Source organism: Erwinia persicina (assembly GCF_019844095.1).
GTDB lineage: Bacteria > Pseudomonadota > Gammaproteobacteria > Enterobacterales > Enterobacteriaceae > Erwinia > Erwinia persicina.
Genome location: NZ_CP082141.1, coordinates 778,622 through 796,197, shown reverse-complemented (window position 1 = coordinate 796,197; position 17,576 = coordinate 778,622). Strand labels below are relative to the sequence as shown.

Genomic DNA, 17,576 nt, shown 5'->3' with positions numbered 1-17,576 from the left:
TGGCTCCTCTTCCTTCCCGTTCCCTGTTCGCCACGCGCTCTGGTTGTTCCCTGCTCCGACACGATGAGACACCAGTCACAAATTTTCATCTCCGGCTTCGTGGATAAAACCGCTTATACCACTCAACAACCGCTTACCCGCCCGATAGCGCCACTCAACGAATTATCCCCCCTGGAACCCTTGAAATTCGCCACCATAGACCCGGTCTGAAAATGTGACAAACCGACTCATTATCATTTGATAAAAAACCAGGTCCCCTATGAATAAAAATAAACTATTCAAACACATACCCTGGATGATCCTTGGGATTATCGGCGCGTGCTGTCTGGCCGTCGTCGCGCTACGGCGCGGTGAACATATCAGTGCGCTATGGATTGTGGTTGCCAGCGTCTCGGTCTATCTGGTCGCCTACCGTTACTACAGCCTCTATATCGCACAGAAAGTGATGCGGCTGGATCCAACCCGCGCCACGCCGGCGGTGATCAATAACGACGGACTGAACTACGTCCCGACCAATCGTAACGTGCTGTTTGGTCACCACTTTGCGGCCATTGCCGGTGCAGGCCCGCTGGTCGGCCCGGTACTGGCGGCGCAGATGGGCTACCTGCCCGGCGTGCTGTGGCTGCTGGCCGGTGTAGTACTGGCAGGGGCGGTGCAGGACTTTATGGTGCTGTTTATCTCGCAGCGACGTAACGGGGCGTCACTCGGTGAGATGATCAAAAATGAGATGGGCCCGGTGCCCGGCACCATCGCCCTGTTCGGCTGCTTCCTGATCATGATTATTATCCTGGCGGTGCTGGCACTGATCGTGGTGAAGGCACTGGCAGAGAGCCCGTGGGGCGTATTTACCGTCTGCTCAACGGTGCCGATTGCGCTGTTTATGGGTATCTACATGCGCTTTATCCGCCCCGGACGGGTGGGTGAGATTTCGGTTATCGGCGTGATACTGCTGATCGCCGCCATCTACTTCGGCGGCGTGATCGCCCACGATCCTTACTGGGGTCCGGCACTGACCTTCAAAGACACCACGATCACCTATACCCTGATCGGCTACGCGTTTGTTTCCGCCCTGCTGCCGGTGTGGCTGATCCTGGCGCCGCGTGACTATCTGGCCACTTTCCTGAAAATTGGCGTCATCGTCGGTCTGGCTATCGGGATTGTCATCCTCAATCCTGAACTGAAAATGCCGGCGCTGACGCAGTATATCGACGGCACCGGCCCGCTGTGGAAAGGGGCGCTCTTCCCGTTCCTGTTTATTACCATCGCCTGCGGCGCAGTCTCAGGTTTCCACGCGCTGATCGCCTCCGGCACCACGCCGAAGCTGCTGGCCTGTGAAACCGATGCCCGCTTTATCGGCTACGGGGCGATGTTGATGGAGTCCTTTGTCGCCGTGATGGCGCTGGTGGCCGCATCGATTATTGAACCCGGTCTCTACTTTGCCATGAACACACCGCCGGCGGGCCTTGGCATCGTGATGCCAAACCTGCATGAACTGGGAGGTGCCAACGCGCCACTGATTATGGCGCAGCTGCAGGACGTGACCGCTCAGGCGGCCGCCACCGTCAGCTCGTGGGGCTTTGTTATCTCCCCGGACGCGATCCTGCAAACCGCGAAGGATATCGGTGAGCCGTCAGTGCTGAACCGTGCGGGGGGCGCGCCCACGCTGGCCGTCGGGATTGCCCATGTGTTCGACAAAATTATGCCGATAGCCGATATGGGGTTCTGGTATCACTTCGGTATTCTGTTTGAAGCGCTGTTTATCCTCACCGCCCTGGATGCAGGAACCCGCTCCGGCCGCTTTATGCTGCAGGATCTGCTGGGTAACTTTGTGCCGTTCCTGAAAAAAACCGACTCGCTGCTGGCGGGCGTGGTAGGCACCGCTGGCTGCGTCGGGCTGTGGGGCTATCTGCTGTATCAGGGCGTGGTTGACCCGCTGGGCGGCGTGAAAAGCCTGTGGCCACTGTTCGGAATTTCGAACCAGATGCTGGCTGCCGTCGCTCTGGTGCTGGCAAGCGTGGTGCTGATTAAGATGAAGCGGACGAAGTACATCTGGGTGACCATGCTGCCGGCCATCTGGCTGCTGATCTGCACCACCTGGGCGCTGGGTCTTAAGCTGTTCAGCAACAACCCGCAGATGGAAGGCTTCTTCTACATGGCCCGCGAGTACAAAGCCAAAGCCGCTGCCGGGGGAGCCGATCTGACGGCACAGCAGGTGAGCAATATGAATCATATTGTGATCAACAACTACACAAATGCCGGTCTGAGTATCCTGTTCCTCGTGGTGGTGTACAGTATTATCTTCTACGGCATTAAAGCCTGGCTGAAAGCACGCCAGGCCGATGGTCCGACGGATACTGAAACCCCGTATGTGGCCGTGCCGAAGGAAGGGGTGAAAATCGCTTCCGGCCACTGACACTGATCCGCGTTAACACGGCCCCGCTGCGGCGGGGCTCGTCGTTGGGAGTACCTGATGTTTGATAATCTGAACAGCGCGAAAAAATATCTCGGGCAGGCCGCGCGTATGCTGGTCGGCATTCCTGATTACGACACTTACGTCGAACATATGCAGAATAATCACCCGGATAAGCCGGTGATGACCTATAAAGAGTTCTTCCGCGAGCGCCAGCAGGCACGTTATGGCGGAGATGGAAAAGGCGGAATGCGCTGCTGTTGATAAGGAAAAAATGATGACACCTGTTGCTGTTACGGTACTGACCGGCTTTCTTGGCGCGGGCAAAACCACGCTGCTGCGCCATATTTTGCATGAACAGCAGGACTACAAAATCGCGGTCATTGAAAATGAATTTGGTGCCGTCGCCGTCGATGACCAGCTGCTGGGTGACAGCGCCACGCAGATCACCACACTGACGAATGGCTGCATCTGCTGTACCCGCTCCGGCGAGCTGGAAGCGGCCTTACTCGACCTGCTGGAACGTCGCGACAGCGGCGAACTGGCCTTCGACCGCTTAATCATAGAATGTACCGGCATGGCCGACCCCGGCCCAATCATTCAGACCTTCTTCTCTCATGACATCCTCTGCGAGCGCTATCTGCTGGATGGGGTGATTGCCCTGGTGGATGCAGTCCATGCCGGGCAGCAGATGGATCAGTTCACGCTTGCCCAGTCGCAGGTGGGCTATGCTGACCGGATCCTGCTGACCAAAACCGATGTCTGCGGAACGCCTCCGGCCCTGCTGGAACGTTTACAGCGCATCAATGCCCGTGCGCCGATCCACCCGGTGATCCACGGCAAGATTGACCTGGCGCAGCTTTTTGATACCCGGGGCTTTATGCTGGAAGAAACCATTGTGACGCCAAAACCGCGTTTCCAGTTTATTGCGCCGCAGGAAAACGCCATCACCTCGGTGGTGGTGGAGCTGGATTATCCGCTGGCGCTGGAGGCGGTATCTGCCGTCATGGAAGGTCTGCTGGCTGGTTTTGCCGACAGGCTGCTGCGCTACAAGGGAATGCTGTGGATTGCCGGCCATCCCTGCCGTCTGCTGTTCCAGGGCGTGCAACGCCTGTACAGTGCCGACTGGGATCGCGAGTGGCAGGCGGATGAACAGCCTGCCAGCACACTGGTCTTTATCGGCATTCAGCTACCGGAAGCGGAAATCCGCGCGGCCTTTGCCGGGCTGAAATCGTAACCTACAGCCCGACGGTCTCCTTCAGGCTTTTCAGATAGCGGCGACTTACCGGCACAGTGTGGCCGCCGCTGAGTAACAGCTCCGCCTGGCCATTATCCTCCAGGCGGATCTCCTTCAGATGGGTCATATTCACCAGGAACTGACGGTGGCAGCGCACCAGCGGCGTGCGGTTTTCCAGCGTGCGTAACGTCAGCTCAGTAAAACCCTCTTTTCCCTCCTGGCTGGTGACATACACCCCGCTCAGGCGACTGCTGACAAACACCACTTCTTCCATCTGCAGCAGCCAGATACGGCTGAGGCCGCTGCAGGGAATACACTTCAGATCCTGCTGACTGTCCGGCAGCACCGAAACATCCTGTCCGTGGCGATCGTGGCGCAGTCGCATCAACGTTTTATTCAGTCGTGATGCTTCGACCGGTTTCAGCAGGTAATCAAAAGCATGTTCTTCAAACGCCTGCACGGCAAACTCATCGAAGGCGGTGAGAAACACGATCCACGGACGTTCCGCCGGGTCGAGCATACTGACCATTTCCAGGCCGCTGATGCGCGGCATCTGAATATCGAGAAACAGGACGTCGGGGTGCAGTTTATGCACCATGCCGATGGCCTCGACAGCATTGCCGCACTCCCCAACAATGTCGATATCCGCTTCTTTCTGCAGCAAAATACGCAAATTTTCGCGCGCCAGCGGCTCATCATCCACTATCAATACGCTAATCATACTGTTTCCTCCAACGGCAACCGCAGAGTGATACGGGTGAGACAATCCTTCTCACAGGTGACAGTGATGCCGTAAGCATCGCCATACCGCGCGCGCAAACGTTTATCCACCAGGCTCATTCCCAGCCCACCGCTGCTCTCTTTGGGCTGATACAGCCCGGCGTTATCTTCAATATCCAGCACCAGATGCTCTCCGTCGCGGCTGGCCTGAAGGGTGATCTCCCCCCGGCCCAGCAGCTGCGAAGTACCGTGCTTAATGGCATTTTCCACAATCGGTTGCAGGGTAAACGCCGGAAGCCGGTAATACGCCAGCGCCTCCGGCACCCGCAGCCGGATGCTCAGTCGCGACTGAAAACGTGCCTGCTCGATCTGCAGGTAGGCGTTAACGTGCTCAATCTCATTCGCCAGGGTGACTATCTCCGAAGGCCGCTTCAGATTTTTGCGGAAAAAAGTGGAGAGATAGTGCACCAGCTGCCCGGCTTTTTCGCTATCCTGACGGATCACCGCCATCAGCGTATTCAGTGCGTTAAACAGAAAATGCGGATTTACCTGAGCGTGCAGCAGCTTGATCTCCGACTGTGCCAGCAGCGCCTTCTGCCGCTCGTACTGCCCGGCCAGTATCTGCGCGGAGAGCAGCTGCGCAATGCCTTCGCCCAGCGTGCGGTTAATCGAGCTGAACAGCCGGTTGCGCGCCTCGTACAGTTTTATCGTGCCGATCACCCGATGATTTTCGCCCCTGAGCGGGATCACCAGCGTGGATCCCAGCTTGCAGTTCGGGTGCAGCGAGCAGCGGTAAGGGACTTCGTTACCGTCGGCATACACCACCTCCCCGCTGTCGATGGCGCGCCAGGTACAGGAGGAAGAGATCGGTTTGCCCGGCAGGTGATGATCGTCCCCGGTGCCGGTAAACGCCAGTAAGCGTTCACGATCGGTAATCGCCACCGCGCCGATATCCAGCTCCTGATAAAGCACCTGTGCCACCTTCATACTGTTCTCTTCGTTAAAGCCCTGACGCAGTATGCCTTCGGTCGATGCCGCCACCTTCAGCGCAGTGGTGGAAAACGCGGTGGTGTATTTCTCAAACATCGCCCGCTTATCCAGCAGGATACGCATAAACATGGCGGCCCCGATGGTATTGGTGACCATCATCGGGGCCGCAATGTTCTGCACCAGATGCAGGGCATCCTGAAACGGACGGGCAATCAGCAGAATGATCGCCATCTGTACCAGTTCAGCCACAAAGGTAATGCCCCCCGCCGTCAGCGGGCTGAAGACTTTATCGCTGCGGCCGCGTTTGATCAGAATGCTGTGCATCAGGCCGCCCAGCAGCCCTTCGGCAATGGTAGAAACCATACAGCTGAGGGCGGTCATTCCCCCCAGTGAATAGCGATGCAGCCCCCCGGTCAGGCCGACTAATCCGCCAACCACCGGCCCACCCAACAGCCCCCCCATCACCGCACCGATGGCGCGCGTATTGGCAATCGAGTCTTCAATATGCAGGCCGAAATAGGTGCCCATGATGCAGAAAATAGAGAAGGTGATGTAGCACAGCAGCTTATGCGGCAGGCGCACAGTCACCTGCATCAGGGGAATAAACAGACGGGTTTTACTCATCAGCCAGGCAATGACCAGAAACACACACATCTGCTGTAACAGCAGTAAAATCAACGTAAATTCGTACATATCCTGCAATCCGCATTCTCCCGTGCGTGCAACATACACCGGGCGGGGCGTTCTTTCCCAACCTCAATCCCTGAAATGCGAACTGGTACAGAGTTTTTTTAGTGACAAAACGTCAGGAAAGGCAGCGGTACGCCCCTTCCCTGGCGCATTAACCGGCTGCCGGACTGAACGGCTGGATCACCGGATTACCGGCGCGATCGCGCAGGATCTCGACGTCGACCCCGTAGGTGGTGGCGATCAGTTCAGCGGTGACCACATCGCGCGGTTGACCGACAGCCTGAATTTTCCCCTGCGCCACCACCAGCAGGTTATCGGCATACTGGCAGGCCAGATTCAGGTCATGCAGCACAATCACCGTGACCCAGCCACGGGCACGGGTTTCCCGCCGGACAAGGTCGAGGAGCGCCAGCTGATGCTTCACATCCAGGGCGCTGACCGGCTCATCCAGCAGCATCACCTGCGGTTCACGCATCATCACCTGCGCAAACAGCGCCATCTGACGCTGACCGCCGCTTAACGAGGCAATATCGCGTCCGGCAAGATGGGCAATACCTGCCTGCTCCAGACGCTGCATTGCCGCTTCCAGCGTCTCATCATCAATATGCAGCGACAGCCGGCCCAGCCGCCCCAGCACCACCACTTCCAGCACCGTCAGACCAATATCAGCCGTGCTGTCCTGCGGAAGGTAGGCAAACCGCTCACGCCAGGTGTTGAGCAAACGGCCCGATGATTTTCCCGCCACCAGCCGCTGCCCGCCGCAAGAAATCTGGCCGGAAGCCAGCGCCAGCTCACCGAACAGGGCATTCAGCAGCGTGGTTTTACCGGTGCCGTTCGGGCCAATCATCACGTGGATTTTGCCGCCCTCCAGCCCGGCGCTGACGCCGTCGATGACCGGTCGCCCCTGACGATGGACAGAGACATTTTCAAGCTGGATCACAGCGCACTCCTTCGCGGGGAAAATATCAGCCAGAGCAGGAACGGTACGCCGACAATGGCAGTGACAATCCCCACCGGAAACAGCGCACCGGGCACGATGGATTTTGACAGCACTGAGGCGGCAGACAGCATCAGCGCGCCGCTCAGGAGTGACATGGGCAGGGAAAAGCGTTGGTCTTCTCCCACCAGCATGCGGGCAATATGCGGTGCGACCAGCCCGATAAAGCCGATGACGCCAACAAAACTGGTGGCGGTGGCGGTCATCACCGCGACAATCACCAGCACCTTCATCCGCAGGCGCCGGACGTTCACCCCCAGACTGAGCGCGCGCATTTCGCCCATCCGCAGCGCGGCCAGCTTCCACGCGTCGGCCATCAGCAGCAGGCAGCACACCAGCGTCACCCCTGCCGTCAGGGCCAGCGTCGGCCAGGTCGCTTTGGTCAGGCTGCCAAACAGCCAGAATAAAATCTGCTGCGACAGTTCCGGGGCGGAGAGAAACTGGATCAGCGACAGCATCGACTGGAACAGAAACAACAGAGCGATGCCGCCGAGAATAATGGTTTCCGTACGCACCCGCCGCAGCGAAGCCAGCATAAACAGAAACAGCGCGGCCAGCATGGAGAAAAGAAACGCCCCCACCGGCACGGCGATCATCGGATGAAGCCCGAAACCGCCGGAGGCCAGGCTTAACGCCGCGCCGAACCCGGCCGCCGCCGCCATCCCCAGCGTGTAGGGACTGGCCATCGGATTATTCAGCAGGGTCTGCATCTGTGCTCCTCCGGCCCCCAGCGCTGCGCCAACCACCAGCGCCATCAGCGCCATTGGCAGACGGAACTCACGCACGATGGCATCGGTCATCGACGCCCGTTCACCGATGCCGGTCAGTGAACGGATCACCTCTGACGGGGCCAGCATTGAGGGCCCGGTCGCAATATCCAGCACCAGGCAAACGGCAGTCAGCAGAATAAAAAGAATGACAAAGCGCCAGCGTTTTCCTTCACGCAGGCGATGTGCCGCAATGGCGACACGATGGTCAAGAGGTGTGTTCATTTAGCGGTCCTGGTATCACGCGGAAAAGCCGATCCGGCGGGACTGACCTTTTGCCGGTCAGCCCGCAGGGGGATCAACTCACTCTTTCACACTGACCACAAATGTCCCTTCCGGGGTGACCGGCAGGTATTTTTTATAGAAGTTCATGTAGTTACCCAGCGGATCGAGATCCGTAAACAGATCCGGGTAGAGCTGTTTCGCCATGTACTGCACCATCGCGAAGTCTGACAGCGTTCGCGATGCGCCCTGATAAACCCCGAACACTTTACCGTTTTTCACGGCCGGTAATTCATTCCAGCCCGGACGCTGCATAAACCCTTTCAGCTTCGCACGGGCTTCTTCCACCTTCACGCCCTGCCCCATCGGTAGTGCGTTCGGGTTTTTATTGTTTTCACGCCCGGAGATAAAGACAGCATCGGGCCTGGAGGCCAGCACCTGCTCCGGATTCAGCGGCCCCCACCACTCGACGAACGGCGTGGCAATGTTATTGCCCCCCGCGGCTGTCGCCATTGCGCCCCACATATTTTTACCGTAGGTAAAGGAGTACTCTTCCGGCCCTTTGTTACCAAACTCCACGTAGACTTTTGGCTGAGGTTTGCCTGCCGCAGCAATGCGGTCTGCGACCTGCTTCAGCGCACCGGCATACAGTGCTGCCATTTCACTGGCACGGGCTTCCTGCCCGGTCAGCGTTCCCAGAACGCGTGTTGAAGCGACGTGGCGCTCAACGGTCTGGGCGTTGAAGTCAATGACCACGACCGGGATGCCCTGCTTTTCGATGCGCTGCACGTCCTGACCCAGCGCCTGGAACTGCCAGTCAGCGAGGATCACCAGGTCCGGGTTCAGACTGAGCACTTTTTCAACCGAGAAACTCTGTGCTTCCACTTCCCCCACGTCCGGGATGGTTTTCAGCGAGGGGCGGTGCGCCACGTGCATGTTCCAGTTGGCTGGCACCCAGCCTTCCCAGGCCTCACGGGAAATGCCTGCCACGGCGTCATAAGCTTTCTCCCCGCCCACCGCCATATAATCTTCAAAGTAAAACCCGAGTACCACGCGTTTTGCGGGCAGATCGACGTTCACTTTCCGGCCGATCACGTCGGTCAGGGTCTGAACCTTAGCCGATACGGAAGAGGTAAACGTCAGTACAGCAAAAGAGAGCGCGCACAGCAGCGCACGTGGAGCAAAAGCAGAGTTGGTCATGGATGCAGGTTCCCGGTAAGAAACTAAAGGCAAATAAAAATGATTATCAGTTAGATTTGATACAGTTTTTTACACAATTTAACCATTTCCTGCAACTTATTTAGCCGCTACATTATTTCTCAACGAAACGGATCACCTCAGAAAAACCTCAATGATGAAATTTTCCATTAAACAGATTGCCGCGCAGGCGGGCGTCAGCAAAGCCACAGTAGACCGGGCGCTTCACCAACGCGGCGCGGTTCATGCCCGCACTGAACGCCGCATCGCCCAGGCGATCAGCGACCTGGAACAGCAGCAGCGTATGAGCCTGGCCAGCGGCAGGACACTGCCCATAGACGTCATCATGCACACCCCTGCCCGCTTCAGCCAGCTGGTTACCGCAGCACTGCTGGAGGAGTTGAGTAGCTTTGCCCCCTTCCGGCTGACGCTGCGCCTGCATATTTTTGAGGCGATCGCGGCAGACCAGATCGCCCGGCTGATGCAGCGCTGCGCCAGCGACAGTTATGGCATTGTGCTGAAGGCGGAAAGCAGCCCTGAACTGACGGAGACTATCGGGGAATTGCTGAAACAGCGCGTACCGGTGGTGACGATGGTGACCGACCTGCCTGACAGCCAGCGCATTAGCTACGTCGGCATGGACAATCACGCCGCCGGACAAACCGCCGCCTGGCTGATGTCTCACCTGCTGGCCCAGCACCGCCCGGAAGTGGCCGTGGTGACCGGCAGCCCGCATTTTCATGGGGAGGAGGCGCGTGCAGACGGATTTTGCGCGGCCATGTCCACGATGGCACCGGCGCTGAAAATGCGCCGCATTCGCGCAGGCTATGGCATTGATGCCCCCACCTACAGCGCGGTGTCACAACAGCTGGAGGCGCATCCCCTGCTGGGCGCGATCTACTGCGCGGGTGGGGGCAATACGGCGATCCTGCGGGCCTTCTCCGATGCCGGTCGGCCGCTGAAGGCATACCTTGGTCACGATCTTGACCGCGAAAATCGCCAGTTGCTCAGTGACGGCAGGCTGGATGCGATCATTGACCATGATCTTCAGCAGGATGCACGGCGTATTTTTCATCACATTCTGGCTTTCCATGGTTTCATGACGCCACCGGACCAACCGGCGCCCTTTTCAAAAGTCAGCATCATCACGCCTTATAATCTGTAAGCAGTGACTGTCACTGCTTTTTGGCCTGAAAGCAGCGTAAAGAATTGCAAATACACCAGCTAAAGCGATGATGATCGGGTAAAAGAGAGGCGTGTATCACTACTGAGGACAATTTCCTTTCCGCACCGACGAAAAGCAACAACGCGGATAAGTTGTAAATATTATGGATAATATCGGCAAGACCTGGCATAACCGCTCTTCTCTGAACGCTTCTGATTATTCCCTTTCCGGCGAACAACACTGGCGCAACGCGCTTTAGTCCCCTTCCTCATTTTATTTGTCTGTGACTTATTGCCGTCTGAAATCGCTTCAGGCTGGCGCGTAGACGTATTATCTGGAAGAAAAAATCATGTTTTACTGGATGTTACTGGCCCTGGCGATCGCGCTTGAGATCACCGGTACGCTATTGATGAAGTGGTCAAACGTCAGCGATAATCAACTGGGCTATTTCCTGATGCTGATGATGATCGCCCTCTCCTATATCGCGCTCTCTGTTTCCATTAAAAAAATTGCTCTCGGCGTTGCTTATGCCATGTGGGAAGGCATTGGCATCGTGTTTATTACGCTGTTCAGCGTGCTGCTGTTTGACGAGTCCGTTTCGCTGGCAAAAGCGATTGGCCTGGCCACGCTGGTGGCGGGGATTGCCCTGATTAAGTCAGGCACCCGCAGCAGGAGGTCACATGCAGCCGTTTGAGTGGATCCATGCCGCCTGGCTGTGCGCGGCAACGCTGCTGGAGATTGCCGCCAATATCTTTCTTAAGCTGTCAGACGGCTTTAAGCGTAAAACCTACGGGCTACTGTCATTGCTGGCGGTGCTGGCCGCGTTCAGCGCCCTTTCCCAGGCGGTGAAGGGCATCGATCTGTCTGTCGCCTATGCCCTGTGGGGCGGGTTCGGTCTGGTCGCCACCATTGCCGCAGGCTGGATCCTGTTTGGCCAGCGTCTGGATCGTAAAGGCTGGCTGGGAGTGGCTCTGCTGCTCGCCGGGATGGTGATCATTAAGCTATCCTGAGTCCACCCCGGCGCAGGCGATGTCCGTTGCCTGCGCCGCCTTCTCCTGGCAACAATAGTCGGTGCGCATTGGCGTTCTGACCTGTAAAGTCTCAGGCGATAACCATGACTCGCAGGGAGCGCACCATGACACACAACAAAGCCACACTGACCGGACTGATTGCTATCGTACTGTGGAGCGCGATTGTCGGACTGATACGCGCCGTCAGTGAAGGACTGGGCGCAGTAGGCGGGGCGGCGATGATCTACTCACTCAGCGCGCTGCTGCTGCTGCTGACGGTGGGCTTTCCGGATGTTAAAAAATTCCCCCGGGCTTATCTGATAACCGGCAGCCTGCTGTTTGTCTGCTACGAACTCTGCCTGTCGCTGTCGCTGGGCTTTGCCACCACCCGCACGCAGGCGATAGAGGTCGGTATGGTCAACTATCTGTGGCCCGCGATGACCGTGGTGCTCTCAGTACTGGTCACCCGACAGAAATGCAGCCTGCTGCTGATCCCGGGCCTGGTGATCTCCGTCGCCGGTATTGGTCGGGTTCTGGCGGGCGACAGCGCCTTTTCCCTGCTGGAGATCGGCCATAATATCGCGTCCAACCCACTCAGCTACGGTCTGGCCTTCAGCGGTGCGGTGATCTGGTCGGTTTACTGCGTGGTCACCCGCCAGATCGCCCGTGGCAGTAACGGCATTACGCTGTTCTTTATTCTTACCGCACTGGCGCTGTGGCTGAAATTTTTTGCCGGGCCGCAGCCGGAGATGATCTTTACTGCGCGGGTCGTGGTCAGCCTGGGGCTGGCCGCGATGGCGATGGGTTTTGGCTATGCCGCCTGGAACACTGGCATCCTGCACGGCAACGTGACGATACTGGCCGCCGCCTCTTATTTTATTCCCGTTATTTCTGCGGTGCTGGCTGCCGGTCTGCTCAACGCCAGCCTGTCGGTGAACTTCTGGCAGGGGGCCGGCATGGTCAGCCTGGGGTCGCTGCTCTGCTGGTGGTCAACGCGCACTAAAACACTGACAAAAGCCTCCAGCCAGACATGATAAGGATACGCCGATACATTTCACGTGCACCGGATCGTTATCATTAACCTGCGACTTGCCAGCCTGACAGCAGATAACAACTTTCGTATCCGGGAAAGGCTCTCTGCTGTGGATCAATTGGTTACGTGCCGCAGCAGGCCTGATACCAGGCGTTTTTACCGTCTCCCCGTATTCAGAACGATTCATTGCCACGGACAGCCCCCCTCCCTCTTTGCCGTCAATATATTCAAAAGACAGAGAAGACATCCACACGAAATAAGCGTTACCACCAGAAGTACCACGCTGAAAGCCGTGGTTTATGTCAGTGACATTTGCTCAAAATCTTGCAACATCGCCAACGCCAGCCCTCTCGCAGGGTTGAGCCTTTCGGTAACAAAAACAATCTGTGTGCTGCTAAAAGGAAACGCCAGCGTACTTTGCCTGGCCACTGCCAGCGTATTTTCCACAAATGATGGATGACTGTTGTAAGGGCCGTCTATCAGCAATATTTTCGGGTTTAACAAATGAATTATTTGACTGAGCGCCCTGCCTAACAGCTTTCCGGCATTCACCATTACCTCATCGACCAACGCGACCGCCTGATGTCGGTTATCCCAGTTGAGGCCCGGCTGCATCTGTTCTAACTGCTTATTAATCGCCAGGAAACCAATCAGCGATTCCAGGCAGCCGTTCTGCCCGCATGAACATAGCGGTCCCCCAGGGAACACCGCTAAATGCCCCACTTCACCCGCCGTCCAGCTGCCGCCGGAATATACTCCGTGTTCGGTCAGTAATGCACCGCCAATACCTTCGCCAATACGCAGGTAAAAACAGGCCCCGTTTCCTCCCGCTATTTCTCCCTGCCGGGCAATCAGCGCCGCAGCTTTAACGTTATTCCACAGACTCACCGGAATAGCGTTCGTGCAGGACAGTAAAGGCTGCAAGGAAACCGCCCCCCAGCCAAGATGGGCGGAAACATGCAACATACCTTTTTGTTGATCGACAATACCGGGAAAGCCTATGCCTATGCCGACCAAATCCGGATAGGATTGCTGCAACTGTTGGCAGTTATCCATTATCGCTACCAACACCTCTTGCGGATTGGCAGTATCAAGCAGGATATTTTTTTCATCAATAATTTGAGAGAAAAAGTCACAAACCACCCAGTGAATACGCTGGCGCTCAATCATGATACCAGCCGTTTTTATCGCCGCAGGTCTGGCTGCTATATAAATTTTAGGGCGCCCAATGCTGCTAGTTTGCGCTGCGCCCTGTTCCTCAACAAAACCCTGCGCAAGCAAGCCGTCGATTATCAGTGAAATCGTATTTTTGCTTAATGACAGCGCACGCGAAATATCCAGGCGAGAACTGATTTTATGTTGGCGCAGATACGCCAGCACACGTTTCTCATTATACTGGCGCAGCAGCGCCGGTCCTTTGCCTGGCTCTTTCATCTCATGATCTTCCGTTCGCTACAGCCTGTCAGGTATTATGGCATGAGAGAAGATTTACTGACCAAACTATTCAACACGCCATACTTCCGTCCCCTTTTTATATGTCGCCAGCAGCTGGAGCGTTTTATCCCCCTCCTGTCGTAACAAAATAGCATCCATCGGTGCGCCAACGGCCAGTCCTTGTTGCACCGGTAACCTAAGGCACCGCGCAGGCCGCCTTGATGCCATCTCAATAGCCTCTGCTACCGAAACCAGATCATTTTTTACCAGCGTGTTAATGCCGTGCAATAATCCCTGTGCTGATCCGGCCAACAACGCCGGGTTCTCTGCCATCGACAACCGCCCTTCTGCGCTCAATATTACCTCACCACCAATATGCGAACGATAACGGCCCGCTGGCATCCCTGCATGGCAGGTAACATCGCTGACCAGCATAGCCCGCTCGCCTTTAGCACAAATAAATACTTTCAGTACCGACAGTGGTAAATGTTCGCCATCAGCAATCATTGCGCACCAGAGACTGTCCTGTGCCAGTTGTTCCCACAAGTAGTTAGGATGGCGTGGCAACATCAGGTGCGTTCCGTTACCAAGATGGGTAGACATCCGTGCACCCGCGTTAACCGCAGAGGCAACTTGTTCTGCGCTGGCAGCCGTATGCCCGATAGAAACCACCACATCTTCAGCAACACAGTGACGGATAAAATCATCAGCGTGTTTCCATTCCGGGGATAACGTCACCAGGCGGATACGCCCCTGGGCGGCATCCTGCCAGCGCTGAAACAGCGACCAGTCAGGGGCTTTTATATGCTCGAGGTTATGGGCACCGCGTGGTCCGTCCTGTGTTGATAAAAAGGGGCCTTCCAGATGAATACCTGCAACAGACTGGCCGACTAGCGGAAAATGCTGGCAGGCCCTCGCCAGCGTTGCCATCATCTGTTCAATTTCATCTTCGCCATTCGTGATAATTGTGGGTAAAAACGTCGTTACCCCTTGTTGCCATAGCGCACGTGTCACCAGCTCTACAGACTCTTCGGCAAAAGGAAAACAGTTGAAATCCGCGCCGTTGTATCCATTAACCTGCAAATCAACTAACCCCGGTGCTATCAGCGGCAGATATTGCTCTCCACCGGCTACAGGGCGGATCTCGCTGATCACACCGTTATGGGCGATAATCTCAACCGGTTGCCGATCGCGATAGTCTCTGGCACGCACTATCATTTCACTCATGTGGCAATTCCCCATAACCCGCAATATCGGTATATAGCGTACAGGCAGGATGGCTGCGTAAAATGGTGGCAGGGCATGCCACAGATTGGGGTGAGGTCAGCGTTTGAACAATGGCATTACGCTTATTTTTACCGGGTGCGATACAAAACAGACGCCGGGCTGCCATCAGGGTTGGAATCGTGAGCGTTAACGCATGGACAGGCACTTCATCCAGCGAAGCAAAACAGCCATCGTTTACCTGCTGCTGACGGCATGATGAATCCAGTTCAACGACTTTCATCGCCTCCCTGTCGTTAAAATCAGCCACCGGTGGATCGTTAAATGCCAGGTGACCATTTTCGCCAATACCCAGGCAGACCATATCAACAGGTGCCTGTTGCAACAGCATGGTGTACTGCTCACACACCCGTTGAGGATCGCCAGATGCGGGAATGTAATACACCCTACCTGGCCGCACCGTATCAAATAAATGATGCGCCAGGTAGTGGCGAAACAGTGCCGGCGAATGTTCAGGTAACCCAATATATTCGTCCATATGGAAAGCCACGACCCGACGCCAGTCGATCCCCTCTGCTCGTGACAGATGTGCCAGAAACTCATTTTGTGATGGCGCAGCGGCAAAAACAATTCGCACATTATTTTGCTGACTAAGTAGTTGCCTTAAATGTTGTGCCGCAGCCGCAGCGGCGGCTTGCCCCATTTGTTGCCGGGTAGCGAAAACTTCAACGGTCAGAAGCTCAACATGTTTAATATAGCCAGGTGTTGTCATAGCATTACATCCTGTATTCATTTGGACTCGTGTTGATAAATGGGTTTATTTTTTAGCGCAGAAAAATCATCGGCCTGATCCTGATTTAATGCATTTAGCAAATTATCCACCTCTGCACTTACCGGGCTGCGACGGAGGAAACCCCCAAGCGTATAGACAGCCAATGACAGCAATACCGGAATAGCCACGACCTGAGCTGTGCTCATATCTGGAATTACAAACTTCACCAGGAAAAAGGCAGTGACACCGGATACCCATGAGGATATTGCCGCCGTCGAGTTGCATTTACGGAACCACGGCAGCAGGCCAAGTAACATCGGAATAGATATCGGCCCGACAAGCCCGCCAAACCAGACAATTAATAATGACAGGACTCCACCAAAGCGGCTGGCGTTGGCGGCAATCAGCAGCGTTATCAGAATAAACAACACAATAGTTATCCGTGCGACCAAAAGTGAAGACTGCCCGTTACCAAATTTTTTCGGCAACAGTATCGGCAGAATATCGCGGGTTACCACAGCAGTAATGGCATTAGAGTCCGAGGACGTCATCGATAAGGTGTGTGTAAACATCGCCACCAACACCAGGCCAATCAGACCGTTTGGCAGTAACTGCATGGCCATGATGGAATAAGACTGCGAAGGGTCAGGGATATCCGGGAACAACAGTGGTGCTGCCCACATGGGATAAAAAAGAATCAGCGGCCAGACAAGATACAAAACAGATGAAAGCAATGCGGCTTTGCGGGCATCTTTACCACGGGGCGAAGCAATAAATCGCTGCGCCAGATTCCAGGTGCCGCCATTATAACTCAGAGTGTAAATAACAAAGTAAGCCAGAATAAATCCCGTTGAATAGGGTTCAACAATAATATCGGTATGCCCTGCCGGTAATCGGTCCCAGATAGTCAGCAGGTTACTGAAACCACCAAGATGAAATGCGACGGCGGCCACCATGACAGTGGCGGCAATAAACTGGACAATAAACTGGCCAAAATCGTTACAAGCATCGGCCCATAGCCCGCCGAGAACGGTATAAAACAGGCACAACAAGCCGGAAACAGCAATACCCACGACAGGATCAAGCCCGGTAAATACATTGATAATAATGGCGATAGCGGCCCACTTAGCGCCGACATCGAAGGTCTTTAGCAGCACGCCACTCCAGGCCAGAACTTGCTGGGTTGGCACGTTATAACGCGTTGCAAGATATTCCATCGGTGATTCGATATTCATATGGATACGCAGACGCGCCCAGCGCGGTGCAAAAATAACCGAACCAATAAATACGGCAATAGAAATGGGCAGCGCCCACCAGAAATAGATGGTCAGCCCAAACTTGTAAGCAACTGCGGCATAGGCCACAAATACCGCCGCGCTATAGCCGGACATATGGTGTGAGATACCGGAAAGCCACCAGGGCATCTTTCCTCCGGCAGCAAAGAAATCTTTCGTACTTCCTACTTTACGCATGGACCACAGCGTGATCATAACAATCATAAGCGCATACAGCGCCATGACAAAATAGTCTATCCCGTTCATCGTTAACTCCGGAAGCAAGGCTGCATGGTCGAAGTCCGGCGGGAAAGCTGCCGGTCACCTATTTAGTCCTAACTAAGGACTAATAAAAGCCTAGCACGGTAAAAGGGCAACAATATGCGAACAGGATCACGAAGCTTTTTATTTACCCCCTCACTGCTCATAGGACT

17 protein-coding genes are annotated in these 17,576 nt (G+C 55.7%); 8 read left to right on the top strand and 9 right to left on the bottom strand.

Annotated features, from left to right (window positions below; genetic code table 11):
* Positions 1-259 precede the first annotated feature (259 nt).
* The 3 genes from K6L24_RS03665 to yjiA are packed head-to-tail and all read left to right on the top strand — an operon-like array spanning position 260 to position 3,647.
* Positions 260-2,413 (top strand): carbon starvation CstA family protein, encoded by a 2,154-nt coding sequence (locus K6L24_RS03665; protein WP_062746073.1) that lies wholly within the window; start codon positions 260-262, stop codon positions 2,411-2,413.
* A gap of 57 nt (positions 2,414-2,470) precedes the next feature.
* The gene (locus K6L24_RS03660; protein WP_062746071.1) at positions 2,471-2,674 is read left to right on the top strand and encodes a YbdD/YjiX family protein; all 204 of its coding nucleotides are present in this window, start codon (positions 2,471-2,473) and stop codon (positions 2,672-2,674) included.
* A gap of 13 nt (positions 2,675-2,687) precedes the next feature.
* On the top strand, positions 2,688-3,647 hold the full coding sequence (gene yjiA, locus K6L24_RS03655) for a GTPase (RefSeq protein WP_222682292.1): 960 nt from the start codon (positions 2,688-2,690) through the stop codon (positions 3,645-3,647).
* A gap of 1 nt (position 3,648) precedes the next feature.
* On the opposite strand, the gene btsR is transcribed toward yjiA, so the two are convergent.
* From btsR to K6L24_RS03630, 5 genes are all read right to left on the bottom strand, one after another.
* Complete coding sequence (btsR, locus tag K6L24_RS03650) at positions 3,649-4,368, bottom strand: two-component system response regulator BtsR (protein WP_062746066.1); 720 nt, start codon at positions 4,366-4,368, stop codon at positions 3,649-3,651.
* The gene (locus K6L24_RS03645) at positions 4,365-6,050 is read right to left on the bottom strand and encodes a sensor histidine kinase (protein WP_222681957.1); all 1,686 of its coding nucleotides are present in this window, start codon (positions 6,048-6,050) and stop codon (positions 4,365-4,367) included. Before K6L24_RS03645 ends, btsR begins: the two co-directional genes overlap by 4 nt.
* 148 nt (positions 6,051-6,198) lie before the next feature.
* Positions 6,199-6,987: an ABC transporter ATP-binding protein gene (locus tag K6L24_RS03640; RefSeq protein ID WP_191927620.1), complete on the bottom strand. Its 789-nt coding sequence runs from the start codon at positions 6,985-6,987 to the stop codon at positions 6,199-6,201.
* The gene (locus K6L24_RS03635; protein WP_222681956.1) at positions 6,984-8,036 is read right to left on the bottom strand and encodes a FecCD family ABC transporter permease; all 1,053 of its coding nucleotides are present in this window, start codon (positions 8,034-8,036) and stop codon (positions 6,984-6,986) included. Before K6L24_RS03635 ends, K6L24_RS03640 begins: the two co-directional genes overlap by 4 nt.
* Positions 8,037-8,114: 78 nt before the next feature.
* Entirely contained in the window at positions 8,115-9,233 is a 1,119-nt protein-coding gene (locus K6L24_RS03630) for an ABC transporter substrate-binding protein (RefSeq protein WP_118665595.1), read from the bottom strand.
* Between the two features lie 151 nt (positions 9,234-9,384).
* Here K6L24_RS03630 and K6L24_RS03625 point away from each other — a divergent pair, with 151 nt between their 5' ends.
* From K6L24_RS03625 to yddG, 5 genes are all read left to right on the top strand, one after another.
* Positions 9,385-10,395: a LacI family DNA-binding transcriptional regulator gene (locus tag K6L24_RS03625; protein ID WP_137269525.1), complete on the top strand. Its 1,011-nt coding sequence runs from the start codon at positions 9,385-9,387 to the stop codon at positions 10,393-10,395.
* 163 nt (positions 10,396-10,558) lie between these two features.
* Positions 10,559-10,654 carry a protein YdgV gene (locus tag K6L24_RS22535; protein WP_478279649.1) on the top strand — a complete coding sequence of 32 codons (96 nt, stop codon included), beginning with the start codon at positions 10,559-10,561 and terminating at the stop codon, positions 10,652-10,654.
* A gap of 90 nt (positions 10,655-10,744) precedes the next feature.
* Positions 10,745-11,089, top strand: coding sequence for a multidrug/spermidine efflux SMR transporter subunit MdtJ (gene mdtJ / locus K6L24_RS03620; protein ID WP_062746054.1), 345 nt, complete (start codon positions 10,745-10,747; stop codon positions 11,087-11,089).
* The gene (gene mdtI, locus K6L24_RS03615) at positions 11,076-11,405 is read left to right on the top strand and encodes a multidrug/spermidine efflux SMR transporter subunit MdtI (protein ID WP_062746052.1); all 330 of its coding nucleotides are present in this window, start codon (positions 11,076-11,078) and stop codon (positions 11,403-11,405) included. The genes mdtJ and mdtI overlap by 14 nt, the downstream gene beginning before the upstream one ends.
* Before the next feature lie 125 nt (positions 11,406-11,530).
* Positions 11,531-12,439 (top strand): aromatic amino acid DMT transporter YddG, encoded by a 909-nt coding sequence (yddG, locus tag K6L24_RS03610; RefSeq protein WP_118665591.1) that lies wholly within the window; start codon positions 11,531-11,533, stop codon positions 12,437-12,439.
* Positions 12,440-12,735: 296 nt separating this feature from the next.
* Here the strand turns inward: yddG and K6L24_RS03605 are convergent, their stop codons facing one another.
* The 4 genes from K6L24_RS03605 to K6L24_RS03590 form a co-directional block, all read right to left on the bottom strand.
* Positions 12,736-13,872 (bottom strand): ROK family transcriptional regulator, encoded by a 1,137-nt coding sequence (locus K6L24_RS03605; RefSeq protein WP_137269523.1) that lies wholly within the window; start codon positions 13,870-13,872, stop codon positions 12,736-12,738.
* A gap of 66 nt (positions 13,873-13,938) precedes the next feature.
* On the bottom strand, positions 13,939-15,099 hold the full coding sequence (locus K6L24_RS03600) for an N-acetylglucosamine-6-phosphate deacetylase (protein ID WP_118665587.1): 1,161 nt from the start codon (positions 15,097-15,099) through the stop codon (positions 13,939-13,941).
* Positions 15,092-15,868 (bottom strand): glucosamine-6-phosphate deaminase, encoded by a 777-nt coding sequence (locus K6L24_RS03595; protein WP_222681955.1) that lies wholly within the window; start codon positions 15,866-15,868, stop codon positions 15,092-15,094. The genes K6L24_RS03600 and K6L24_RS03595 overlap by 8 nt, the downstream gene beginning before the upstream one ends.
* A gap of 17 nt (positions 15,869-15,885) precedes the next feature.
* A complete protein-coding gene (locus tag K6L24_RS03590; protein WP_222681954.1) occupies positions 15,886-17,409 on the bottom strand; it encodes a sodium:solute symporter family protein in 1,524 nt (507 codons plus the stop codon).
* Between the last annotated feature and the right edge of the window lie 167 nt (positions 17,410-17,576).

What these genes read in the sequence shown, in the direction of transcription:
- K6L24_RS03600 (WP_118665587.1), bottom strand. Translation starts at nt 15,099, where the DNA reads ATGAGTGAAATGATAGTGCGTGCCAGAGACTATCGCGATCGGCAACCG.
- yjiA (WP_222682292.1), top strand. Translation starts at nt 2,688, where the DNA reads ATGACACCTGTTGCTGTTACGGTACTGACCGGCTTTCTTGGCGCGGGC.
- K6L24_RS03645 (WP_222681957.1), bottom strand. Translation starts at nt 6,050, where the DNA reads ATGTACGAATTTACGTTGATTTTACTGCTGTTACAGCAGATGTGTGTG.
- K6L24_RS03625 (WP_137269525.1), top strand. Translation starts at nt 9,385, where the DNA reads ATGATGAAATTTTCCATTAAACAGATTGCCGCGCAGGCGGGCGTCAGC.
- btsR (WP_062746066.1), bottom strand. Translation starts at nt 4,368, where the DNA reads ATGATTAGCGTATTGATAGTGGATGATGAGCCGCTGGCGCGCGAAAAT.
- K6L24_RS22535 (WP_478279649.1), top strand. Translation starts at nt 10,559, where the DNA reads ATGGATAATATCGGCAAGACCTGGCATAACCGCTCTTCTCTGAACGCT.
- K6L24_RS03660 (WP_062746071.1), top strand. Translation starts at nt 2,471, where the DNA reads ATGTTTGATAATCTGAACAGCGCGAAAAAATATCTCGGGCAGGCCGCG.
- mdtJ (WP_062746054.1), top strand. Translation starts at nt 10,745, where the DNA reads ATGTTTTACTGGATGTTACTGGCCCTGGCGATCGCGCTTGAGATCACC.
- K6L24_RS03635 (WP_222681956.1), bottom strand. Translation starts at nt 8,036, where the DNA reads ATGAACACACCTCTTGACCATCGTGTCGCCATTGCGGCACATCGCCTG.
- mdtI (WP_062746052.1), top strand. Translation starts at nt 11,076, where the DNA reads ATGCAGCCGTTTGAGTGGATCCATGCCGCCTGGCTGTGCGCGGCAACG.
- K6L24_RS03665 (WP_062746073.1), top strand. Translation starts at nt 260, where the DNA reads ATGAATAAAAATAAACTATTCAAACACATACCCTGGATGATCCTTGGG.
- K6L24_RS03605 (WP_137269523.1), bottom strand. Translation starts at nt 13,872, where the DNA reads ATGAAAGAGCCAGGCAAAGGACCGGCGCTGCTGCGCCAGTATAATGAG.
- yddG (WP_118665591.1), top strand. Translation starts at nt 11,531, where the DNA reads ATGACACACAACAAAGCCACACTGACCGGACTGATTGCTATCGTACTG.
- K6L24_RS03595 (WP_222681955.1), bottom strand. Translation starts at nt 15,868, where the DNA reads ATGACAACACCTGGCTATATTAAACATGTTGAGCTTCTGACCGTTGAA.
- K6L24_RS03630 (WP_118665595.1), bottom strand. Translation starts at nt 9,233, where the DNA reads ATGACCAACTCTGCTTTTGCTCCACGTGCGCTGCTGTGCGCGCTCTCT.
- K6L24_RS03590 (WP_222681954.1), bottom strand. Translation starts at nt 17,409, where the DNA reads ATGAACGGGATAGACTATTTTGTCATGGCGCTGTATGCGCTTATGATT.